Origin of the sequence: Tunturiibacter empetritectus (assembly GCF_013410875.1) — a bacterium.
Classification (GTDB): domain Bacteria; phylum Acidobacteriota; class Terriglobia; order Terriglobales; family Acidobacteriaceae; genus Edaphobacter; species Edaphobacter empetritectus.
In genome coordinates this window covers 31,135-53,441 of sequence record NZ_JACCCU010000004.1, presented here as the reverse complement: position 1 = coordinate 53,441, position 22,307 = coordinate 31,135, and the positions used below count along the sequence as shown (strand labels likewise).

15 protein-coding genes are annotated in these 22,307 nt (G+C 54.3%); 3 read left to right on the top strand and 12 right to left on the bottom strand.

What is annotated here, in order from left to right; all coding sequences use genetic code 11:
• Window positions 1-397: 397 nt before the first annotated feature.
• The 4 genes from HDF08_RS21175 to HDF08_RS21160 all read right to left on the bottom strand — a co-directional run bounded on the left by HDF08_RS21175 (window position 398) and on the right by HDF08_RS21160 (window position 6,442).
• Window positions 398-940 (bottom strand): cupin domain-containing protein, encoded by a 543-nt coding sequence (locus HDF08_RS21175; RefSeq protein WP_179640696.1) that lies wholly within the window; start codon window positions 938-940, stop codon window positions 398-400.
• Between the two features lie 134 nt (window positions 941-1,074).
• Window positions 1,075-2,388, bottom strand: a complete 1,314-nt coding sequence (locus HDF08_RS21170) for a right-handed parallel beta-helix repeat-containing protein (protein WP_179640695.1) — start codon at window positions 2,386-2,388, stop codon at window positions 1,075-1,077.
• A 720-nt stretch (window positions 2,389-3,108) separates the two neighbouring features.
• Entirely contained in the window at window positions 3,109-5,247 is a 2,139-nt protein-coding gene (locus tag HDF08_RS21165; protein ID WP_218884930.1) for a DUF6351 family protein, read from the bottom strand.
• A 322-nt stretch (window positions 5,248-5,569) separates the two neighbouring features.
• Window positions 5,570-6,442 carry a helix-turn-helix domain-containing protein gene (locus tag HDF08_RS21160; RefSeq protein WP_179640693.1) on the bottom strand — a complete coding sequence of 291 codons (873 nt, stop codon included), beginning with the start codon at window positions 6,440-6,442 and terminating at the stop codon, window positions 5,570-5,572.
• Window positions 6,443-7,460: 1,018 nt separating this feature from the next.
• Between HDF08_RS21160 and HDF08_RS21155 the strand changes: the two genes are divergently transcribed.
• Entirely contained in the window at window positions 7,461-10,799 is a 3,339-nt protein-coding gene (locus HDF08_RS21155) for an alpha-mannosidase (RefSeq protein WP_179640692.1), read from the top strand.
• A gap of 812 nt (window positions 10,800-11,611) precedes the next feature.
• On the opposite strand, the gene HDF08_RS22310 is transcribed toward HDF08_RS21155, so the two are convergent.
• The 3 genes from HDF08_RS22310 to HDF08_RS21140 all read right to left on the bottom strand — a co-directional run bounded on the left by HDF08_RS22310 (window position 11,612) and on the right by HDF08_RS21140 (window position 12,999).
• The gene (locus HDF08_RS22310; protein WP_353070315.1) at window positions 11,612-11,815 is read right to left on the bottom strand and encodes a winged helix-turn-helix transcriptional regulator; all 204 of its coding nucleotides are present in this window, start codon (window positions 11,813-11,815) and stop codon (window positions 11,612-11,614) included.
• Between the two features lie 73 nt (window positions 11,816-11,888).
• On the bottom strand, window positions 11,889-12,518 hold the full coding sequence (locus HDF08_RS21145) for an SDR family NAD(P)-dependent oxidoreductase (protein WP_306459736.1): 630 nt from the start codon (window positions 12,516-12,518) through the stop codon (window positions 11,889-11,891).
• A gap of 52 nt (window positions 12,519-12,570) precedes the next feature.
• Window positions 12,571-12,999: a hypothetical protein gene (locus HDF08_RS21140; RefSeq protein ID WP_218884928.1), complete on the bottom strand. Its 429-nt coding sequence runs from the start codon at window positions 12,997-12,999 to the stop codon at window positions 12,571-12,573.
• A gap of 343 nt (window positions 13,000-13,342) precedes the next feature.
• On the opposite strand from HDF08_RS21140, the gene HDF08_RS22305 reads away from it, so the two are divergent.
• Window positions 13,343-13,720 carry a LysR family transcriptional regulator gene (locus HDF08_RS22305; protein ID WP_179640689.1) on the top strand — a complete coding sequence of 126 codons (378 nt, stop codon included), beginning with the start codon at window positions 13,343-13,345 and terminating at the stop codon, window positions 13,718-13,720.
• A 124-nt stretch (window positions 13,721-13,844) separates the two neighbouring features.
• Here HDF08_RS22305 and HDF08_RS21125 read toward each other — a convergent pair whose 3' ends face one another.
• Window positions 13,845-17,567, bottom strand: a complete 3,723-nt coding sequence (locus tag HDF08_RS21125; protein ID WP_179640688.1) for an Ig-like domain repeat protein — start codon at window positions 17,565-17,567, stop codon at window positions 13,845-13,847.
• Here HDF08_RS21125 and HDF08_RS21120 point away from each other — a divergent pair.
• A complete protein-coding gene (locus HDF08_RS21120; RefSeq protein WP_373563251.1) occupies window positions 17,549-18,016 on the top strand; it encodes an aminotransferase class V-fold PLP-dependent enzyme in 468 nt (155 codons plus the stop codon). The genes HDF08_RS21125 and HDF08_RS21120 overlap by 19 nt on opposite strands.
• A 50-nt stretch (window positions 18,017-18,066) precedes the next feature.
• On the opposite strand, the gene HDF08_RS21115 is transcribed toward HDF08_RS21120, so the two are convergent.
• The 4 genes from HDF08_RS21115 to HDF08_RS21100 are packed head-to-tail and all read right to left on the bottom strand — an operon-like array spanning window position 18,067 to window position 22,246.
• The gene (locus tag HDF08_RS21115) at window positions 18,067-18,513 is read right to left on the bottom strand and encodes a DMT family transporter (protein WP_179640687.1); all 447 of its coding nucleotides are present in this window, start codon (window positions 18,511-18,513) and stop codon (window positions 18,067-18,069) included.
• Window positions 18,514-18,531: 18 nt separating this feature from the next.
• Window positions 18,532-19,836: an arsenic transporter gene (locus HDF08_RS21110; protein WP_179640716.1), complete on the bottom strand. Its 1,305-nt coding sequence runs from the start codon at window positions 19,834-19,836 to the stop codon at window positions 18,532-18,534.
• Window positions 19,836-20,978, bottom strand: a complete 1,143-nt coding sequence (locus HDF08_RS21105; protein WP_179640686.1) for a metallophosphoesterase family protein — start codon at window positions 20,976-20,978, stop codon at window positions 19,836-19,838. Before HDF08_RS21105 ends, HDF08_RS21110 begins: the two co-directional genes overlap by 1 nt.
• The gene (locus HDF08_RS21100; RefSeq protein ID WP_257031330.1) at window positions 20,975-22,246 is read right to left on the bottom strand and encodes an MFS transporter; all 1,272 of its coding nucleotides are present in this window, start codon (window positions 22,244-22,246) and stop codon (window positions 20,975-20,977) included. Before HDF08_RS21100 ends, HDF08_RS21105 begins: the two co-directional genes overlap by 4 nt.
• Window positions 22,247-22,307: the final 61 nt, after the last annotated feature.

Here is a 22,307-nt window from a genome sequence, read left to right as displayed (position 1 = left end):
AGTTAATCTCCTCCTCATCGCAGCCTTTCACACACAGAAAGTTGCAGATGATACTGATGAGCTTCTGGTCTTCCGCCATTATGGCTGTAGCATGTGTGTACGCAAGAGTACTTCAGCAGTCGCTGTGTGGGCGAGCGCTTCCAATATCTCCAGCAGTTCAAGGATTTGAACCGAGTCGGATCGCGTTGGAAGAGTGCGAATTTACCATGGAGCAGGTCTTTTTGCTACCTAGCAAAAGAGAAAGCAAAATCCAGCGTGGCACGATGCAGAAAGCTGCCAAAGAAAGCACCTCGGCAGGGAGAAGAATATGTTCCCCAGAAGCTCAGCTACTTGTCTCGAACTATTTGCTTTCGAGGAAGGTCCAGTTACAGGCATCGCATCCCGTTCCTCAGCACCATTAATCGCCTATCTGTGCAACGCGTTGAATACGAGGATCCGTGAAGATGTCGAACTCGTCACGGCTGGCGCTAGAGAATTCAGACACGACTGCACCCTCAGGACCACCCTGAAACCAATGCAGCGTATTGTGTGGGATCGTATATTGTTCACCAGGTCGAAGCTCAACCTCGTGAAACACGGTATAGTACGGAGCACTTTCTTTCGGAACCTGAGACTGAATCGTTTCGGCCGCAACCCCCTCGACATAAAGCCAGACCAACCCTTGGAGGCACCGAAAGGTTTCATCTTTGCCGGGATTGTCTCCAAACGGAGGATGCCGATGCTCAGGAAAAGTCTGCCTCGCAAAGAGCACCAACTCTTTCGCACAATAGCGAGACGTGTTGATATAAGTCACAAGTTCGAGACCTTCGACTTCTAAATGGTTCAATCCCAAATCAGCCACTTCAATGTTTGCTGCCTCCGAAGCAGTCAACACAATTCCGGCCTCGTTTAGAACCTGAGCAGCTCGTGACTGAGCAGCCAACACTTCATCTCTTTTCATTGCACCTCTTTCCATATGTCCCGCCCGCTCACAACGAGCAGCTCAAACGACATAATCGCTTGCAAAAATTCCTTAGGCAGCGGCGCACCAGGTTAAAAACTGAGTACGCCGCCTACCGAAGCCGACTTCCAAAACTAGAAGGTCTGCTCTTCAAAGAAACCACGAGTCGGGTTTGCTGTAGCAGATACCGGTCGGGCGAAGTAGTCTTGCCCGCCATTGCTTGTGATGAGTGCACCACTGCCAACAGCCGGCGAAGCGCTCTCCACCTGATACCCGGTAACCGATCCGATACCAACGGGCGCCGTAGACAATGCACTCACAAACTGTGGGTCGCTTGTGATCTTGGATAGGTCGGCCGGCTCGGTGGCGGGGTGATTCCCATAAAATAAATTGTTCGAGATCACGCCTCCTCCCGTCGGTGTGGGTACCAAGTAGCCTCCAGAGCCGAAATTGGCAATGATATTGTTCTGAAAGCTGTATTGTCCACTTGGGCTGGTGCCGCAGCTATCACAGTAAATTGGTTGAGATGGCAATCCCGAGGCGATATATACGGTGTTGTTGTAGATCGAGGTATTGGGTATCACCCCACTGTCAGAGAAAGTAAAGACGCCCTTCACACCGCCATATGAGTCGTTGACGCTCAGGTTATAGCGCACGATCAGGTTTGAACTGCTGGCGTCTTCCATCACAATGAAGCCACCCTGATTATCGTGACTATAGTTGTATTGGACGATGGTGTTGACGGATGCGGCATCAACGTCATACCCTTCCCCATCGGTGTAATGCGTTAGAGTGCCGTACACCTCGTTATACTGCACGATGGTATTCTCCGAGCGCGTAGGCCAGAGTCCGGCCGAGGCTGGTTCCGTCGAACCTACGATGGTCTTCTGCCCCGCATTCGCTACAACGTTGTGATCGATCATTCCTCCCAGCGCGCCGGCGACTATAATGCCGTCACTGTCGATGTTGTTCACAGTGTTCTGCTCTACCGTTACTCCTGTACTGAGATGCGCAGCGTCAAGGTTCAGCAGGTACCCGGTCGAATAATCATAAAATGTGATGCCTGTGCGACCTACGTTCGCAACTTTGTTGTATCCGATGTAAACACCGTTATAGCTGCTGAATCCGAACCACAAAAGGGCGAGGGGATTACCTCCGTCAGCGACGACAACAATACCGCCATTCATATGTGCGTCATATCCGTTACAGTTGAAGCAGCCATTCACATCGTGGACATAGTTGTGCTGGATCGTAATCCCGCTTATGATGACCCCGCTCTCGTTGTCTACGAAGATGCCGCTCCGATTGACTCCCGGTGTAGTCAGCGTCCCGAAGTTATTCACTCCAGAGTCGCTCACGACCTCCAGATTTTCGATCGTCCAGTAGGACTGGGCAAGAAGGTAAACGGCCCCGCCACCACTGAGAGAGGCTCCGTTAATGATCGGCATCGGTCCGGTCGAATAGCTCGAAATCGTAATGGGCAAACCAGCCGAGCCAGAACCCAACGGATGCAGTTGACCTGCAAATGTGTCACCCGCACGAAACAAGATAGAGTCTCCGGGTGAAAACGTAGTAGCGCTTACCTTCGCGAGAGTTTGCCAAGGCGTCATTAAACTGGTGCCCGATGAAGTATCTGAGCCGTTTACTGAGTCAACGTAATATGTAGTTGCGTTTGCCGTTGCGCACGTTAAAAGCAGTCCCGAAACGAAAACAGCCAACAGTGGCGAGGCAAAAGACAGGCGTAGCACCCTCAATCCATTCTTTTGCATCCACCTTGACACATCGCAGAGCCGATTGCTCAATACTTTACTAGAAGATGAAGAGCCTGATGAACGGAACATAGATCCTCCTGAATTCTTGGCAAGCGCAAACACCCGGTAGAGGCGTGTGCGATGGTTGGATTTCAGGCATCTGAGGCTGTGCCATAACCAGTTCGTTACAGTACACCGGCAAACACCCAGGTCGATAACGCCGCGTTCCTTCGAGTGATCTCTACTACTGTTGTGCTCGAGGGTTACGATCTTTCTCACTTCCGTAATTGCAAGCTGTCGTTTCTTCGAGAGAGCGACGCTTTTGGTCGTAACGAAAGCGAATAGGACAACATAGAATGCAGGACCATCATGAGAGAAGAAAAACAAAACTCGTGACCTTACGTTTTGAAGCTGAAGTCAGTATTTTTGCCACACCCCTTTTAGCGGACTCTGTCCAACACCCGGTACGCTGTAATCGCATACTCCCAATGGAAAGATCGATTCCAGGCGAGCCATCTCACCGTGAGTGAATGGCCGCACGTAGTCTTTGGGGTCAATCGGCTTCAGGGTGCACTTCAGGATGTCTTCCCGCAGCGGTTCGCCTGCGGCGATTCTCGGATCTCCATGAGGTGGATACAGGCGATTGCAGCGTCCATCCCCTTCGTATGTTCTCTTCTCGACAATTTTTTCCCCTTCATCAGACCAACAGGCATCCGTAATATCTGCTGGCCTGGCGGCGGCGATCTTATCGATCAGATTTCGTTGCGATGTATCTTTCGAAAGAGCGTCGAGCCACTGATCCATCTTGGGAACAAGCGTCACTCCCACTCCAGCAAAGGAAGCAGATGGATTTGCAGTGGGTCTCAATGCGAGCGGGATAGTCATAATGACTTGGTTTTCGGCGCTGCCATTCGCCGCGATCAAACGCGCCCGAGTAGCAAACGATCTGTATTCATCGTGGATATCCGGTTGAGTATCGGTGTATTGGCGTACATCAATAATCGGAATAGAGCCCAGACCTCCGTGGCCGGTATCAACCCGTCCCGTTAAGTATGCGAGATGCAATGCCCCTGGATCTGCGGTCGTTCGCTGACTCACCACATTTCCGTCAGCATTGAAACCACCGATGCCCGCGTTCAATTCAAAGAATTCGTCCGCACTGATGGTCCCCTTGTTGAGGGCTGCCAAACCGTATTGGACACCAACGTTATCGAGCGCTCGCCGAGCGAGATGCGTGGCCGGGTCAGTGCCGAACACGTTGAGTGCATTGTCGTAGTAATCGCAACGAGCGCCCTTCGGATGCTTCACTGGGTCATAGACCAGATCTGCCGGCAGTGCTTCGTTGCATGCCGCAGCCCCAACAAGCTTGGGTGAAAATCCCTGCTGGATCCACGAGTCATTCGGATTCGTACAACTTCCCCACGTAGCAAATCCTGATACAGCCGTCTTCTTCTCATCGGACCATGCATGCGACGAGTGATCAAAGAAGTGCGCTAATAGGCTGCAATCCACAACACCGGGCAAAATCGTTGCGGCATCGGGAAAGCTTGCTATGGGAATAATGCCGTCTAGCACGCCGGGATAGTCCTGGGCGATCAAATGCTGCTGAATGGATCCGCCGGATCCGCCAAATCCGATAGTGTGCACGGGCACACCATAACTCTTGATGAAGTGTTCTTTCACCATCTCCGCAGTCTCGGCAGAGATCACATCATTGCAGTTGTTCTGTAACACGTTGAGCGAGGTGACGACGTCAGCGTAACCAAACGAAACAAACAACGGATTCACACCGTCGAAAGTGCGGCCTTGGTGGTAACCGCCACCACATCCGCCGGCAAAGTGAAAAACCAACCGCCCATTCCACCCGGCCGTTTTTGTCCATGGATCGGGCAGGGGCGTCCCTGGTTCATGCAGGAACGATATGTCATAAATCGCCCGGTTGATCGTGCCTCTTTCCCAGCGCACGACATACGGGACCTTCTTACCTTCTGTTGTGGTGGCCTCAGCCAAGTCACTCGGCCGAGGTGCTGTTGAATCGTAAACCTTGAATCCCGGAGGAATAGCGTCCGCTGCAGGCCGACCCTCCTGTCCCGCGACAGGAGGGTCGGTCGATTTGTACAGATACATCACTTTGGTCTTCACGCTGCAATCGGAATCAATCGGCGCGCCCAAGCCGGATTTCTCCGTCTCACAAACGAAGGGGGCTTGATGAAGGCCGGAGAAAACAGGGCCCGCGATAGCGTGATTCACGATCGTGAGGTGAGCTACGACGTTGTGGCCTGACTTCACGTTAAGATGGTTCTCTCCCGCCGATAGCCCCTTGACTAGACCGATCAATGTCTGGGTACGGGAGTTCAAATGAAAGACGCTTGTGACGTTTCGATTGTCGTCCCACACGGTTATTTCTTTGGCATCTTTCGGACCCGTGATTTGAACCAGCGCATCTCCGCCGCTCACCATGTCAGGCCGTGATGATAGAACACTGATTTCGACCACAGGATCACCGAAGGCAAAAGCTGGGAACAACGCGGTCGAGCTCAGGAAAAGCGACGCCACGGCAAAGCAGCAAGTCTTCGCCAAGTAACTGTTGGATCCTTGTCGGCGAACCGTACCTAGCATTAGGTGAAATGCAGTGATCAGCGAAGCCGTGGATCTAGAGGCGACTGCCGTATCGAGGCCAACGAGCTTGCAACCGAGTGCGGCGACCCGAGTCGACGACGACAGATGCGTCCACCGTGAACGCGTTGGAGGCTGGCGAAAGGAAGTAGAGGTCATGGACACGTGTAGTGATTCTCCGTCGGAACGGCAAAACATTCACAAAGAAAGGTATCGGTTGCGGCATGCACATGCCCTCTATGTGATTGACGAAAATGTGTACTCAGTTGAGCTGCACGGCAGTGTTGCCAAACGTGGCACGGAAGAGTCGAGGAGTCTTCCCTTTCCTGCGTTGGAACTGCCGGTTGAAATGTGAGTAGTTGCCGAAGCCGACCTCGAAGGCAATCTCCAAGATCGATTTGTCCGTCTCCTTTAGCAGATGTGCGGCGACAGAGATACGGTAGTTGTTCACGTATTCGGTCATGGTGCGGCCCGTCGCGCGGTGAAAGAAGCGGCAGATGGAAGCCTGACTCATATGCAGCTTCTTCGTAAGCCGCGCGTAGTCGATCTCTTGATCGTAGTGCTCACACAGAAAGTGGCAGATGGTATTGATGCGCTTCTGGTCTTCCGCCTTAACCGGCGGCAAAACGTGCGTGCGCGAGAGCGCATGGGCAGTGGCCGTGCTAGCGAGTGTGTCCAGTATCTCCAACAAAACTAGAATCTGAGCAGAAGTAGATCGTGTCGGAAGAGTAAGAATTTGCGCATGCAGCAAGGCTTTTTTGCTCTCATTAGCAAAAGAGAAGGCAAACCCTTGCGTGGCACGATCCAGAAAGCGTCGCAAAGAACGCATCTCAGGCAGGGAGAAGAATATGTTCCCCAAAAGCTCGAGGCGAAACTGGAGAACAAACGCGCGATTCGGGCCTCCTACTAGACCTGAACGATAGGTGTGCGGCAAATTCGGTCCCAGTAGGACAAGATCTCCAGGGCCATATTCCTCGATCGAGTCGCCAACAAGACGTTGCCCTGAGCCTTCGAGGATGAGCGTGAGTTCAAATTCGGGATGATAGTGCCAGTAGAAGGGAAACGAAGTCTCCGAGCGCTCAAAAGCGTAGAGAACCCGCTCTTCACCTCCGACCTTTTCAAAGCGAGCGCGCATGGAGGGACCACTTCAGTTATTACAGGACCGGAAGGATACTATACTGCCCGTTGCAATGAATCCAGTCAACTGAACACAACTCGGGAGACGACACTTAATTAGACCAGAAAAGCCGCGATGGTAATAGATGGCGCCGTTGACGCTCTCTCATCAGGATTCGATTAGACAAATATCACTGTTCGATCGTTTGCTCCAAAGAATATCGTTGGGCAGCGTATCGTGTTCTCGGAGGGAAAAAAACCTCATGAGCAATCATTCGGCGGCTACAGAAGCCAACCAGCGTAGAAGGCTACATGGTGATCAGCCAGCTTAGGCGCGGCCTGTCTCCACCGCAGAAAGCCCTCAATATATTGGACAGGCAGTTGACAGCCGCACGCTGCTAAATTTCTAGTTCTCCCAAATATGCATCCGCAAAGTCCTCACAGAAGTCTCTGGTTATTGATCAACCCAACTCATGGGCTAGAGGGCGAAGCTGCCCAGCTAACAGGAGGTGGTTATGTTTCAGTGGAAAGATTAACTTCTACTGATCCTTCTAGCTTTCAAATTGCAAGTCGCTGCGGGCGTTATCTCCGAGGCCTCGGAGTTCGCCGCGCGTTCAAAGCGTATGAGTACTACTCGCAATCGCTTTGTCACACGTCGTGGAAGAGGAACAAAAGTAATTACGTAGTCTCGCAAAGGGTCGTCTCCACTTGTCTGTATTGCAAAATCGCAATTTGATATTGGATATTGATGGAGAGGCATCGGCACTGCGCTCTTGCGGTTAGATAAAAAGGAGAAATGAAGAAGCACGTCTTAGAGATCTGAAGGATTGCAGGGTGCAGCTACATGCATGCCTATATCTCTTGTTCCAGCTGTCGCTTATCTATCGTCGTTGCACTGCTCTTTCTGGAGACCCGGGCATTTCTCGGGAAAACGCATCGAAGATCTTGGACGTCCCCGACGCGCTATCAACCTCTGAGACGACCCTGTGAAAAGATTAGTTCAATTGAATTCGTGCGAACTTAAGAGGAAGTTACAAATGACTTTTCTACCGCGTTTCGCGGCTGGGTTTAGCACAGCGATAACCCTCACCCTTGCCGCTGCCTTCCTCGCGCCTGCCTGCTCTTCGTCTGCTAAGGCCCAATCTCCAGAGCAGCTCTCAAGGATAATTCAGTCACTCTCACCTGAATCGCAAACGGTGATCGAACGTCTCTCGAACTTCGACAATCTTCCTGCCGCTGAGTGGCGCTATCACGCAGGCGACGTCCCTCACGGCGAAGCTCTTGACCTTGATGACACCAGCTGGCCTGTGATCAAAGCCCGCAGCGAGGCCCCCAATGAAGCCGTCTGGTATCGACGCGTCGTTGAAGTCCCCAAAACCCTCAACGGCTACGACCTCACCGACGCGCGCATCTGGTTCAGCTTCCATGCTAACGCCAACGGCCCCATGCCGCAGATCATTTACTTCAACGGCCGCCGCGTGGCGCTTGGCGATGATATCGAACCCATCTTCCTCTTCGATCATGCCAAACCCGGTGACAAAGTCCTCATCGCCGTCAAACTTCTTCACACCGTCGACAAAAAGACCTTTGCCGGCGCCACGCTCAAGATTGACTTCGCCCCCCACCGCCCCAATCCCGAAGATCTTCGCATCGAGTTTCTCACCTCTTCCATTCTCATTCCAACGCTCTCCAAAAATCCCACACAAGACATGGCAACTCTCCAACATGCCATCACCACAGTGGATCTCTCCGCGCTCAACGCCAATGACCAGTCGAAGTTCGACGCCTCGCTCACACAGGCGACCAAAGAACTTGAGCAGCTTAAGCCCATGCTGCAACAAGTCACTTTCCACCTTGCCGGCAACTCGCACATCGACGCCGCCTGGCTCTGGCCCTGGACCGAAACCGTTGACGTCGTCAAGCGCACCTTCAGCACCGCACTCCAACTCATGAACGAGTATCCCGACTACACCTACACCCAGTCCGCCGCACAATATAACGCCTGGATGGCCGACAAATACCCGCAGATGAACGACGAGATCAAACAGCGCATCAAGGAAGGCAGATGGGAGGTCGTCGGCGGCATGTGGGTGGAACCGGACCTCAACATGCCCGACGGAGAATCCATCGTACGCTCCATCCTCATCGGCAAACGCTGGTACCAGCAACACTACGGCGTCGATGTACGCATCGGCTGGAACCCCGACTCCTTCGGCTACAACTGGCAGCTTCCTCAGATCTATAAGCGTTCCGGCATCGATTACTTCGTTACCCAGAAGATGGCTTGGAACGACGCTAACCAGCTCCCCTTCAAACTCTTCTGGTGGGAGTCGCCCGACGGCAGCAGGGTCCTCACTTATTTCCCTCACGACTATTACAACGACAACCTCAATCCCCTTCGCCTCTCCGCCGATCTCGCCATCTCGCGCCAGCGCTCACCAGGAATGGAAGACATGATGGATCTCTATGGCATCGGCGACCACGGCGGCGGACCTACTCGCGTCATCCTCGATGAAGGCCAGCACTGGGCACAACCGGACAGGGTTATACCCAAAATGCACTTCGGCCTCGCCCAGTCTTTTTTCACCGACGCCGAACAAAAAGTCTCCACCACGTCACCCGAGTGGAACTACGAGTCCATCGCCAAAGGCTATACTTTTCCCAAACTAGAGGAAGGTAAAATCGTCATCCCCACCTGGAAGGATGAAATGTACTTGGAGTACACCCGCGGTGTCATGACCACCCAAGCTAACCACAAACGCAACATGCGCGAGAGCGAAGAGTGGGCCCTGAACTCTGAGAAAGTCGCCTCCCTCGCATGGCTGCAAGGTGACCCGTACCCTAATAATGGGTTCAATGAAGCCTGGAAAAAAATCGTGTTCAACCAGTTCCACGATCTCGCCGCCGGCTCAGGCATCGGCGTCATCTATAAAGACGCACAAGAAGACTACGAGCAGGTTCGCCGGGCCACCAGCGAAATTTCAACGAAGGCCCTGCAAACGCTCTCTGCGGAAATCAACACCAGCGTAGGCGGCGACGTTCCTATCCTCGTGTTCAATTCCCTTGCATGGCAGCGTGACGGTCTCGTAATGGCCGACGTCCAACTTACCGCAGCCAGCGCGAACGGCGTCTCAGTCATTGACGCGCGCGACCACGTCCTGCCATCAACCGTCCTCGAATCAAACTTGAAGACCAACACCTATAAGCTCCTCATCGAAGCCAGGTCCGTCCCCTCTATGGGCTATGAAATTCTCCACGTAATTCCCGGCAGAAAGCGCTTCGCCAGCGATCTCAAAGCCAGCGGCACCACCATGGAAAACGCCGCCCTGCGTGTTGTGATCGATCCTAAAACAGGTTGCATCACTAGCCTATTCGACAAGAAATCAAATTTCGAAAGCCTCGCCAAGGGCGCCTGCGGCAATCAACTACAAACCTTCACGGACACACCTAAGGATTTCGATGCCTGGAACATCGACCGGGGTACTCTCGATCGTATGACCCCCATTGAGAACGTCGATTCAGTCAAACTCATTGAGAGCGACGCGGTGCGCGCCATCGTGCGCGTCACCCGGACCTGGCAAAGCTCGAAATTCCTTCAGGACATAACCCTCTACGCTAATGCGAACACCATCAGCGTTGACAACGACATCGACTGGCACGAGACCCATATCCTCCTTAAGGCGGCTTTCCCGCTCGCCGTCACCGCACCGATGGCGACCTACGAGATTCCCTATGGCACCATCGAACGTCCCACAACCCGTAACAACTCCTGGGAGCAAGCCAAGTTCGAAGTCCCCGCGATGCGCTGGGCCGACCTTGGCGACACCCAACACGGCTTCAGCCTTATCAATGAATCAAAGTACGGCTACGATGGCGTAAACAACCTCCTCCGCCTCTCGCTGCTCCGCTCCCCAACATGGCCCGACCCCGAAGCCGATCGCGGCCATCATCACTTCGGCTATCAACTCTACCCGCACGCCGGCACTTGGCAGCAGGCGCTCACCGAACGTCAGGGCTACGAGTACAACTACAAGTTGTGGGCGGTCCAGGTCGAAGCCCACACTGGCACCCAGCTCGCCGAGCACTCCTACCTCTCCGTCGAACCGGAGAACGTCGTCCTTACCGCCGTGAAAAAAGCCGAAGACGCGAACGGCCTGATCTTCCGCGTCGTTGAGTGGGCCGGCAAGCAATCCAACGTCACCTTTACCCTGCCCTCGGGAGCTACAACCGTGACATGCACCAACCTTATGGAGAAGCCGCTCGGCGAACCCCTACCCATAAAAGCTAACGAGGTCACGCTTCCCATCCGCCCCTATGAGATACTCACCATCCGCGCCGACTATCCGCATCCGTTGGAGCAGGCACAAACAAAATAAACTGGAGTCAGCCACCAACCAACAAGAGCGGGCCCTGAGCAGCCGAGACACCCGCACATGTTCGTTTTAGTGGGATCTACGAGCTGCCCTTCGGTAAAGCACGCGCATTCCTGAACGACAGCCTGCCTCGCTGATCCTTTATCGGAGGATGGCAGACGGGGACCATCCTGCGCTATCAGAGCGGAGCTTCCCTACCGTTCCATTGCGCCTCCGGAGTTTATGACTGGGACAATTAGGTCCATCTGCCGGCAGTGCGAGCCTTGCCCAGGCAACGGTGAGCCGATGCCGTTTATGGAACTGTCTCTGATCTCGTGCGTAAGTTCCAAGCGGTCTGCACACTTGCCCATCAGGGCAGCAAGGCTATGACCTGTTGCACAGGCGAAAGGCAGCCAGAGGATTAGGAGCGAAGGTATCCCACGACTGAAAGAGCCCCGTCCAAAGCATATAAGGGCGAATGAATTCGCGCAGATCTTGCGCAAGACCGCTCGATATCGGGAGAGTCCAGATGAGCAGCGCAGCTACATGCATAACCACAACCCCCCTTGTCCATCCGCTGGGTCTGCTTTCGGTGGTTATAATGGAAAAGCTGCTTCTTTCCCTTAAGTACATTCATTGGTCGGTGCTCCTCATCGTTCGACCTGACTCGATTCAGTCAAACAACTGCTGTTAATATTTGCGTTCAGAATCGACCGTAAGCTCTGGGAATAACCGATGCCGACAGATTGCTAGTACGCAATGCTCTTCTGACGTTTCGTAGTCGGTATGGTTCCGAGTCTCTCACCGGTCACTTTGTCGAAGACCGCGAGCGAAGGCTAGTCTGCAGATTCGTCCCACTTGATATTCCAATTCGCTGCGGCAAAGAGAACTTCGTCGAGTTCTCTTCCTTTGTTCGTGGCAAAATATTCAAAGAGTGGGGGATGATCGCAATATAGTCTGCGCTCGATAATGCCATCACGTTCCAAGCGCCGAAGCCGCGAACTCAGGAGATGAGATCCGATCTTTGTATGGGGATCCACCACGCATCATCCGAAGCAAAGAAGATGACTGGAAGAGCAACATCGTCGGGTTCGCCCATTCTCCCGAGGGGCGTTATGGATTCATAGTGCTTTCGCATCGGAATGTCTGCCAGACCGCCAGATACAAACCCTCGGTCATGATGATGCCAGGATTGAGTGAGTTAACACGTATCTCGCGAGGCCCAAGCTCCTTGGCAAGCACCATCTTAATCGCATTGACCGCTGCTTTGCTGGCTGACGAGATGACTGAGTTGGCGGGGGCGATAGAGTTGACTCTTGAACCGATGTTGATGATGCTTCCTCCATCAGCAGGAAATAGGTGTAATGCTGTCTTTGTCGTCAGGAGAAGCCATAACACGTTCAGGTCGTACTCATGATGGTAGCTTGCAGCCGTAATTGCTTCGAGCGGTCCGAAGGCATAGACCCCTGCATTATTGACAAGAATATCGATACGACCGTAGATCTCTTTGATTTGGAACATAAGGCGCGCTATGTCATCTTCGTTAGAGACGTCGGCCTTGACAGCAACTGCGGTTCCTCCCGACTTGATGATTTTGTTCACAACCTGGTCAGCACTATCGGCACTGGTGTGAAAGTTGACCACTACAGATGCACCAGCGGCAGCGAGTTGCTTCGCGGTCGCTGCGCCTATGCCCTTCGATGCGCCTGTCACAAGTGCTATTTTGTCTTGAAGTCTTTGCATTTCGTTCCTTCCGGATACTCAGTCTTTGTAAGGGCGCTCTGATGATGAGGGCTTAAGCTCGCATGGAACACATTGCTATGAGATCCAGTGCCCTGAACCAAGATGGCGCCCAGGTCATACCTGAGCGCCCAACCTTTAGTTCTTCTTTTCCATTCGCTTGAGAGCTTTCTTCTCGATGCTGTTGGCGAAGAGTGGTGTCTCTTGAGCGTTGTGAGCTGCCGAAGCAATGTTCTGAGCCTGCTTGGCTAACTCGAACGGTATTCCATTGCGATTCAGATTCTCCCAGTACTCGGGGTCGTCTTTCCGATGACATGCGTTTGCCCTCATCGCTGGTGGTGAAGCCAGCAGCGATGTGCGTTGGGGAACAGCGCTGATATTCCTTATCGGGAAGAGTAAATACCCAGTCTGCAATGTCTACGAAATCAATCGGAGCATTGATGATGGCGGCGGACGTTGATTCAGTAATAATTGTGTCGCTCATGTATACCTTTCTCTCTAATTGAGAGGGTGATCCGATCCTCATCGATCACCGCAGGATAGCGCCGAACTTCCGCGGCCAACTCCGACGGCATAGGGACGTAACGCACCTTGCCCTTCTTCAGCTTTGCCCGAGCCGCCAGCAATCCTTCGTTATCCATCACGTCGGACCACCGGAGCCGGTGGATCTCGGCTGAGCGCCGGCAAATGCGTGGGTGGTTTTGGGAAGAACGAGATTAGACACGCCTTAGTGTCGGAATTGACACACAATCGTCGGCATATTTCGATAATTGGCCCTATCTAAAGAAGAATCATAACTTGGCCACATTTCCCGATTATTGCCTCAGATGAAACAATCTGCTCGAAAAAGCAATAATCGGCACGTCTTTTTCGCTTACGTTGATCAGGTCCTGGCGATCGCCGAGGAGCGCAGCTTCACTCGGGCTGCAACGCGATGCCACGTCGCACAGTCATCGCTATCGAGACAGAACCGCAATGTAGAGGTTCGTCTAGAGGAGAAACTTCTGGAACATCTTCCACGCGGATTTCGTTTGACCAATGCCGGCGGTATCTTCCAGAAAGAGGCGCAAAGCACTCGAACACCGTCTCAGTGCAGCTTCGCTGGTACGTTTCCTCAGGCGTCAGAAAAAACAAACGCTGAAGATCGGCTTGTCGACACTCTGCGATCTTCCTCGCGTGCGATCGCTAATCGAGACGGCATGTAGGTCGGCAGAACAAATCTCCGTCAAATGCACTACAACTCATACGAATTGCCAACAAACGGAAAGTAGACAAGTTCGTGATAAGAGCGCACATTTACCGAGAAGACTGTGGAGATAGCATCGACACTTACTTTCTTGTTGCGTTCGCAGCCGTCACATCGATCACGGCTGAAGATAGCGAGAATACGGCGTTCCAATTTGTATCGCCACTGTATTTAGCCGTAATCACATTTCGCCCTTCAGGTAGCACCGGAGCAAGAGTTGCCAGGGTGGTTCCCCCGTTGCCAGTGTTCAGTGCCTGAGCGTGGCCAATTGCTTTTTCTGCTGCTCCGTTGACGGAATCATAGAACTGGATGGTTCCGGTTGGGGCCAACACGTTGGTTGAAGAAAGTCCGCTGCTCAGGATAGCGGTGAGACTGCTCTCGGTTCCCGCAACCACTTTGATGGCATTTGCCTTGAGCGCAAGAGTCGCCGTCGCTCGTGTGACTGTGATGGTGAACGAAGAGCTGCTGCTGGCGGAGAAGTTCGCATCTCCAGAGTAGACAGCGTAGACCTTCTCGACCGCAACATGACCCCACTGAACGAATCCCGTGGCCTGACCGCCCACGAGGTTCATGGAGCCAGCCAGTTGACCTTCCGCTGAGTAGAGAGTGACCGTTCCACTTAGAAGCTTGGTGGTCTTTCCAGTCGCTCCAACATGCACTATGAATTGGGTCTCCTGGCCCATCGCAGCCGTGCTGGCACTCGCCGATAGGGTCGTCCTGGTTGCCGATGTCCCGGATGACGTAGTGATGATCTGCTCATAGGAGAAGAGAAACCCAGGGAGATAGTTTGCATCGCCCTTCCAGCTTGCGAGGACGTTATATGTGCCCGCTGGGGCGAGGAATGGAATCACAGCCGTACCGTTCTTGCTGATGGTGCCTGTGGCGAGGATTGCGCCGGTATCGTCACGTGTAAGCGTCACCAGCCCTGTCGGCAACACAGCCGGATCGTTGTTGAAGAAGACCGTGCCCACAACTTCACCACCGGGAGGCGGCGTCTGGTTGTTTAGCGCTACGCCATATTCCAACGATCCCTTCGTGATGGTGAAAGGCACGCTCGACGTGCTCGGATCAAAGCTGCTGTCTCCGGAGTAGGAGGCGACGAAACTATAAGTACCTAGCCCGTAATCACAGTTTGTGTAGGGGCCGCACGGAACATAGATCTTCCCGGTAGAATCGAGCGGAAACTTGCCGATTGATTGCGAGCCCATACTCAGCGCAATCGTTCCCGTCGGTACGCCTTTGCCGGATTGCCCAGAGATCTGGAACTGGACGTAGAAGCTGTTTGCAAGCTGCGCCGAGGACGCTTCGACGATCGGCCGCTTCCCCAGAATATAGAAGCGGGAGGCGGTATATGTTGTACCGGTCGCGGTGCTGCCTTCAGGCGAAACCGTAAGTGTGACGGGACTGGAGGTGCTGCCTGTGAAGGTGGCGTCACCACCGTACTCTGCGCTAATGCGATAGGTGCCACCAGGAAGGTTATTGATCGCGCCCGAGTAGGTGCCCCCGGTCAAGACCTCCGGATTGAGAAGAGGCTGTTCGTTGCTACGCAGCACGATCGAACCGCTCGGTGTTCCATTACCGACTAGAGCTTGCACATCTGCCGTAACCGTGACTGACGTTCCGTGGGGAAAGGTGGTCTTCGAAAGCGCGAGGTTCGTCGCAGAACCGAGGAGTTTGACCTTCTCCCACGCGCCAACGAGTTTCGCGGCATCAACGGAACCAAGGCCGCTGGCCTGGTCGTAGCCTTTTGTGGCCGAATATCCGCTCAGATCGCCAAACACGGTACTGCCTGCAATCGAAACCGTGCAGTTGGGATCACGAAGAGGGCAGCTGATCGCATTCGAACCGGCGGTCACGTCGTGAAAGACGCAGGACGTCGGCTGGGTAGGATTTGTCTCCGCGCTCGAATTGCAGGCGGAGGGAGTCTGCTGTGCGGCGATCTTGTAGAGCTGATAGTTTGCCTGGCCCTGGTAGGTGCCATTTTTCTGTTCCACTAACGCCATGAGGCCAGCGAATGAAGGCGAAGCCGCTGAGGTTCCGCCGATCACAGAGGCCTGCGTCAGAGTCAAACTTCCATCCGAGTTTGTAGTCCACTGACACGAGCCGTTATAGCAGAGCAGAAACCCATCATGCCCGCCTGCTGCCGCAAGCGCCACATCCGGCAGATCGCGAACGGCATCCTTTGGAACACCTACTCCTGTCTGCCATGAGGGTTTTGGATAACCGGCTGCGCAAGTGACGTTGCCGTTTTGGTCTGTGGTCGTTGTAGCGCAGTAGCTAGCTCCGCCACCTCCGGCATAGGTGCTCTCATTGCTAGGACTGTAGTAGCAATTTGTCGCAGAGATTGGAAGAAAGACGTTGCAGCTCTCGTTCCAAACAGTTTCAGGCACATAGCCCTTGATCGAAGACAGGTTTGGACCGTTTGCGATATTCCAATAAGTATTCGTGTCGACGTCGTTGAGCTCCGTTCCTCCCACCGCCACGTTGTACGGCGTCGAGGCAAGGCCGTTTACGCCCAGGCCAAAAGGACTGGCACGGTATTCGCTTGGAATGACACAACCACTCGATCCACCGTCACCCGATGAGACTAGAACCGTGATTCCTTCAACCGACGCCTGCTGCCAGAGATCGTGATAGAAGGCCATCTCCGTTGCGCCTATCTCAGACTCACATTCGCCGAAGCTGATCGACATGATGGGCGCGAGGGCGTGGTCAACGATGTAGGCGGCGGAGATATCGACGCCGTCGGTTGTAAGTGTGCTGGCACCGATTACGAAGTTGATGTTCGCCTTCGGAGCGACGGCTCCGGACCATTCCACGTCGAGAATTGCCTCTTCGTCGTCCCCCGAGATTACACCGGGATCAGTTGTCGCGTAGGTGATCTTTGGGTCATTGAATGGAAGTTTGAAGAGCTTGCGAAAAGCCTCGACGTCCGACAGGCTGATATCGGAGCGTCCGACGATAGCGATCGAGACACCTTCGCCATTCACTCCCGCGTTGATCAGTGAGGTTGTATTGTAGAGCTTCGCAAAATCACCCGGCGCAAGGTAGTTCTCTTCCTGCGAACCGGTCGACGTGAAGGCTGGGCCAGCCGCGAGCATTGTGTCGACACCAGCGGTAGAGGGTGCCGCAGTACTACCTTTCACCCGCACCAGCTTGCCGTCTTCACTCCGTGCGACGGTACCTGGAGTGACATGCTGCGGATGCTTCAAGAAGTTATTGATGCTGACTACCCCGGAGACTGCCGGTGCGAGCGCGGCGGGCAGAGATAGCGCTGTGGCGTTTGCGTAGTGAGTAACATCCTCTACGGAGTACTTGTGAATCTCTGTCCCGAAGGCCTGCTCTACCTGCTGTGCCACCCCGGAAAAACGAATCCAGGTCTTCGCCGCAGAGACCTCCTCGATCTTGAAGCCATTGGTGGTCAGCCAGTCACTCGCAGCCTTTACGTCACTATCGGCGGCACCATATTGCGCGCCAAACTGTGCGGGCGTCAGCCAGTGGTGATAACTTGCCGAACTGGCGTTGTGGAGATCATCCGCCAACTGTTTGAGCTGAGCTTTTTGTGTCGCGCTGGCGTGAAGAGTTAGAACCATATCCTTCATGGCCAAAGATGCATCCACCCGCCCACGGTCATTCTGCGTATTAGCCAATGGGTGTACCGTGCCGGAGATCTGTGTTCGAACGCTTGCATCAACCCGCTGCGTGATCTGCGGGGTCACTTGCCCGATGGCGAGCGCCGGCAAGGAAAACGACACGATCACGGCGAGGAGGCCACGAACTGCAGCGAGTGAAATGCCCTTACCCATGCGATATCTCCAATTCCGTTGGACAGACAGAGTTCGGCTGCGTCCGCTGCAATAAACTGCCGGCGAGCGAAGGTGCTATTTACAAAGTGAGGGGAATCAAGTACAGCTTTGCGCAAAGCATAGACGAGCAGTTCATGCTCATGTTTCGAGATGCTACGAGCGAACTTGCTTGTATCCCCGGACTGCATATCATCGGAACAGCGAAAGAAAAAGCCGGTGTGTTGTCGTTTGTGCTCGATGGCTTCCGCACCGAGGAAGTCGGTGATTACCTCAACCAGAACGGCATCGCTGTCCGCTCAGGTCATCATTGCGCACAACCCATTCTGCGTCGCTTCGGGCTGGAGAGTACGGTTCGTGCCTCGCTGGCCTTGTACAACACTAATGAAGACATCGACAGGCTTGTGGCAGCAATTTGGAATTTACGTCTAGGACGAACGTCGATCTCCTGAAATACCGTGCCGGGACCATCGCGCCCGGTTCTAGTTTAAAAGGAATAGTGTCAGAACTTGGCGATGAGGCTGATTCCGCCAACCAACAGCACGCCACCGATGATGCGACCCACGTTCAAAGGATGTGGCTGCATTCTGAACCACCCAAAGTGATCGATCAGCAGTGAGGTGATGAGTGCAGCTGTTACGGTAAAGCCGACGAATGGCCCCGCCCCCACTTTGTTGACCAACGTAAGGCCAGCATAAACTTGTACCGCTCCGACCAAACCGCCGACGACTGCCCACCAAGGCATTTCGGCCAAGTCATTCTGAGTGGGCAGCGGGTGCGGATGAATCAGCGAGGCTCCCGCGAAAAAGAAGGTAATTAGCGCAAACGAGATGGCCGAAGCCAGCCATGGGTTCACGACATGCTTGTTAAGTTGACCGTTCATGGCTGCGCCGCAACTCTGTAACGCGCCTCCAAAGATGATGAAAGGGATAATCCATCCGGCATTCATACGGCTCTCCTTTATGTTTTAACGTTGTCCAACGAGGATCTGCATCAAGATCGCTCCTCCCAAGGCGGCGAAGAGCGCTACCGGCATCGCGATGGCACCGATCTTCAGGAACTGCCAGAAGCTGACATCGAGGTTTCCTTCCCCTGTCTCACCACCAGAATCCTTACGTAGGGCCAGTAGCCAAAGGATCGTAGCCAATGACCCGGTTACGGAGAGGTTGGGCCCAAGGTCTACCCCAATTAGGACTGCATTCGCTATCGGTCCCGTGGCATGGGCAGCTTGGATTGTCCCGCCCGCGATAAGCCCCAGCGGCAGGTTGTTTACGAGGTTGTTTGCTACACCGACGGCGAAGCCGACAACCATTGCGCCCACGTTCTGGCCGAGACTTGATGCCCAGGCGAGCCATCGTTGCGTCAGGTCCAAGGCCCCTTGACTTTCCACTGCATCGACCATGACAAACAATCCTGCGACCAGCAGCAGTGTTCCCCAACTAACCTCTTTCGCGAGTGTGATGGGATTGCTCTTCGATTTGATGGAGACAACAGCGGTAATCACCAGCGCCGCAAGGCAGGTCGGCAGCCCCAGGTCCTTCTTCATGGCAGAGGCGGTGAGCAGAACAACGATCATCAGCGCGAGACCAGCGAGAACAAGTTTGCCGTTTGCGCTGAGCTTCGTATCTTCTACCTCGCACTCAATGGTCTTGCAGAGTTCCTTGCGAAACATAAGGCGCATGACGACAAACGTCACAACTATCGAAAGCAGCGATGGGACACCGAAGTCTGCCAGCCATGTCCCTAAAGGCGGCATACCGGTATGAAAGACCACCAGATTAGCCGGGTTCGAGATGGGCAGCACAAAGCTCGCGGCATTTGCAATCAACGCACAGACGAACAAGTATGGAAGAGGTGAGACTCTTGCCTTACGCACCGCTGTCAGAATGGCTGGCGTTAGTACGACCGCAGTAGCATCGTTCGACATGAAGATCGTCACGAGAGTTCCCACAACATAGACGAGCAGGAACAGACGCGAGCAACTGCCATTTGCGCCGCGTACTGCTACCGAGGCCACCCAGTCGAAGACGCCTTGTTCCCGCGCCAGTTCACTCAGAAGCATCATGCCGATCAGGAACAGGTAAACATCGCTACCTTTCGCAACAGCTTGCCCGGCCAGCTTGAGTGGTATCAAGCGGAGCGCGATCAAAATGAACGCTCCGCCCGATATCCACCAGACTTCGGGAATTCCGCGCGGGCGGATCAGCATAAGCACGATGCTAACGGCGACGATACAAGGTAGAACAACGTGCGCTATTTGTGCAGGGATCATCACCACTTCTTCCCGTTCTTATTGGGTCCGAGCTGCGTGCCAAGCAGTCCATGCTCCGGCCACGCCTCCAGCGCGTTATCCTGATCGCGTTCCACGCGCTGTCGTTCCGCGAGATCTCCGATCACAACACGAATCTCATCGGTTGCGACTTCCCCGCGTGCATCCTCGATTGAGACCTTCAAGGAAGAGATGCCCTCATGGGGAGTAGAAATATTTGCCTCCCAGACGTGGCTATTGTCGATCCGCTTCATAGGGACAGCATGCCCGTCCAGATAGGCTGTTGCTTTCAAGGCCTCAGCCTCGCCCCAGAATTTCGCTCGAACCTTCAGATTTTCTTTCGGACTTTCGGCCCTATTTGTCTGTAAGCGTTCATCACTCGGCGAGGTAATCACCACGACTGGCAGCTTCCCCAACTCAACAAATCGCCAGCTCACAACATCGCCATCGATGTTGATTACAGAGTAACCGACCGGGCCCTCTTCAATCTGTCCGGTAGACCGGGTGGCGGAGTAAAGCGTCCTTCCGTCGTTGGCAATCTCGTTGTAGTGCGTGTGACCCATGTCGATGAGTCGCACGCCAAAGTTGCGAACAGCATCCTTGAGTTCGCCACCCCCGACCTTTAGATCACTTGGGTAGCAGTGGAGCAGAAGAACGCTGGACTGTTCTGCCTCCGTCGCAGTCTGCAACTCGCGCTTCACCCAGGCAAGCTGATCCCCGCTCACAGCGAACGATCCGGGCTCCGGTACATCGAACGCATTCATCGCCACAAATCGAACGGAGCCGACCGTGAATGCATAGTGCGTTCGCTCCGACATCGCTTCCAGAAAATTCGTAAAGCTCTTCTCATGAACATCGTGATCGCCAATGATGGCGCACCATGGGACGTTGAGGCGATCGAGTTCTCCACGCACCACCGCGTAGGCGGCACGGCTGCCGTCCTCTGCTACGTCTCCAGGCAGGAAGACAAAGCTCAACGAATCGGCAAACGCTCGATTGACCCCGTTGACGATCTCTGCCAGATCGAGATGGTTTTGCTCGCCGGCTTTCGTCATGTGCAGGTCGCCGAGATGGACCCAGCTAATAATGCCAGCAGCATCGGGTAAGTGCGGTTGAAAGGGACTCTTCGATTCAATAGTTTTCATGCTGGAAGCTCCTGTGTAATGGCTGGGGAAGAGGGATCGCTATCAGGTTTGTGGCGCTCCGGAAGCGTCTCTGGAATCGCCGTCCATAACAAGAGAAATGCGAGTGCAGCGATGGCTCCCAGAGATAGAAAAGAGATGCGATAGCTGAAGTGCTGAATCAGCTTTCCGCCGAACGTCGTACTGAGAGCTGCGCCTAACCCGACTGCCGTTGCGAGACTACCCTGCACAAGATTGAAGCGGCCTGTAGCGCGCGTGCGGTCTGCGACCACGAGGATCGAGACAACACCAAAGATCGCATTGGCGACGCCGTCCAGTAGTTGGATAGCGATCAGGCTTTCCGTGTTGTGGGTGAGGGTATAAAGAACTGCGCGGATGGGAAGAACGCCGAACCCAAGCATCAGAAGCGGCTTTCGTCCGTGCAAGTTCGCGAAGCGTCCAATGGCCGGGGCGAAGCACATGATGACGACCTGCGTGACGATGATGCAGGCCGACATGAATGGGGCGGCAGTGGCCCGCGCGCCGTGCGATAGCATCTCGCCGAGCTGTGGCAGCATGGCCGCATTCGCAAAGTGGAAGAGAAAAGCGCAGGCAAGAAAGAATAGGAGGGTCCGGTCTCCAACCAACGTTTTCATCACGGACGCTCTCGCAGGAACTTCTTTCCCATCTACTTGTTTCGCACCACCGCGTGCGAGGTCATAGTCGATGTCGCTACTTTTGATCGCACGGACGGCGAGCACTGTGGGGACAGTCAGCACCGCTGCCGTAATGAAGATGGCGCGATTGCCGAACAGGTGGCTCACGCCCGCAATCAGGAGCGCACAGGCCACGTTACCGGCGGAGTTGAAGGACTGGTTCTTGCCAAACTGGCGGTCGAAGAAGGTAACGCCGACTATTCCCATCGTGACTGCGGCGAGTGTTGGACCCAGAAATGGCCCCGCTCCGCCAATCAGAGCCTGAGATGTGTACACCGCCCAGGGAGCGGCAGTGATACTGAGCAGAACCGCTCCCAAAGCGAGGACAGCAGAGGCGAGAACGAGAATCAACCTTTTTGACCTAAGTTGATCGACGATGGCACCAGCAGGAGCCTGCAGTACAACCGTGATGATGCCGGCGAGGGTCAACGCCATCCCGACGCGTCCCGGCTCCCATCCTGCTCCAGCCAGATACGCTGCGAGAAATGGACCGAGGCCGGTCTGCACATCGGCGAGAAAGAAGTTTGTCGCTTCCAGAGCATGGACACTCTGCTTCTTGCCGGAATCGATATCCATAGCATTGACCATCCGTTCTTTCTGGTAATCCTCGAGTCACTACAGCAGCAGTCCGATTTAG

What these genes read in the sequence shown, in the direction of transcription:
- HDF08_RS21125 (WP_179640688.1), bottom strand. Translation starts at nt 17,567, where the DNA reads ATGGGTAAGGGCATTTCACTCGCTGCAGTTCGTGGCCTCCTCGCCGTG.
- HDF08_RS21170 (WP_179640695.1), bottom strand. Translation starts at nt 2,388, where the DNA reads ATGCCGATCATTAACGGAGCCTCTCTCAGTGGTGGCGGGGCCGTTTAC.
- HDF08_RS21175 (WP_179640696.1), bottom strand. Translation starts at nt 940, where the DNA reads ATGAAAAGAGATGAAGTGTTGGCTGCTCAGTCACGAGCTGCTCAGGTT.
- HDF08_RS22305 (WP_179640689.1), top strand. Translation starts at nt 13,343, where the DNA reads ATGAAACAATCTGCTCGAAAAAGCAATAATCGGCACGTCTTTTTCGCT.
- HDF08_RS21105 (WP_179640686.1), bottom strand. Translation starts at nt 20,978, where the DNA reads ATGAAAACTATTGAATCGAAGAGTCCCTTTCAACCGCACTTACCCGAT.
- HDF08_RS21155 (WP_179640692.1), top strand. Translation starts at nt 7,461, where the DNA reads ATGACTTTTCTACCGCGTTTCGCGGCTGGGTTTAGCACAGCGATAACC.
- HDF08_RS21110 (WP_179640716.1), bottom strand. Translation starts at nt 19,836, where the DNA reads ATGATCCCTGCACAAATAGCGCACGTTGTTCTACCTTGTATCGTCGCC.
- HDF08_RS21145 (WP_306459736.1), bottom strand. Translation starts at nt 12,518, where the DNA reads ATGCAAAGACTTCAAGACAAAATAGCACTTGTGACAGGCGCATCGAAG.
- HDF08_RS21115 (WP_179640687.1), bottom strand. Translation starts at nt 18,513, where the DNA reads ATGAATGCCGGATGGATTATCCCTTTCATCATCTTTGGAGGCGCGTTA.
- HDF08_RS21100 (WP_257031330.1), bottom strand. Translation starts at nt 22,246, where the DNA reads ATGGATATCGATTCCGGCAAGAAGCAGAGTGTCCATGCTCTGGAAGCG.
- HDF08_RS21140 (WP_218884928.1), bottom strand. Translation starts at nt 12,999, where the DNA reads ATGAGCGACACAATTATTACTGAATCAACGTCCGCCGCCATCATCAAT.
- HDF08_RS21160 (WP_179640693.1), bottom strand. Translation starts at nt 6,442, where the DNA reads ATGCGCGCTCGCTTTGAAAAGGTCGGAGGTGAAGAGCGGGTTCTCTAC.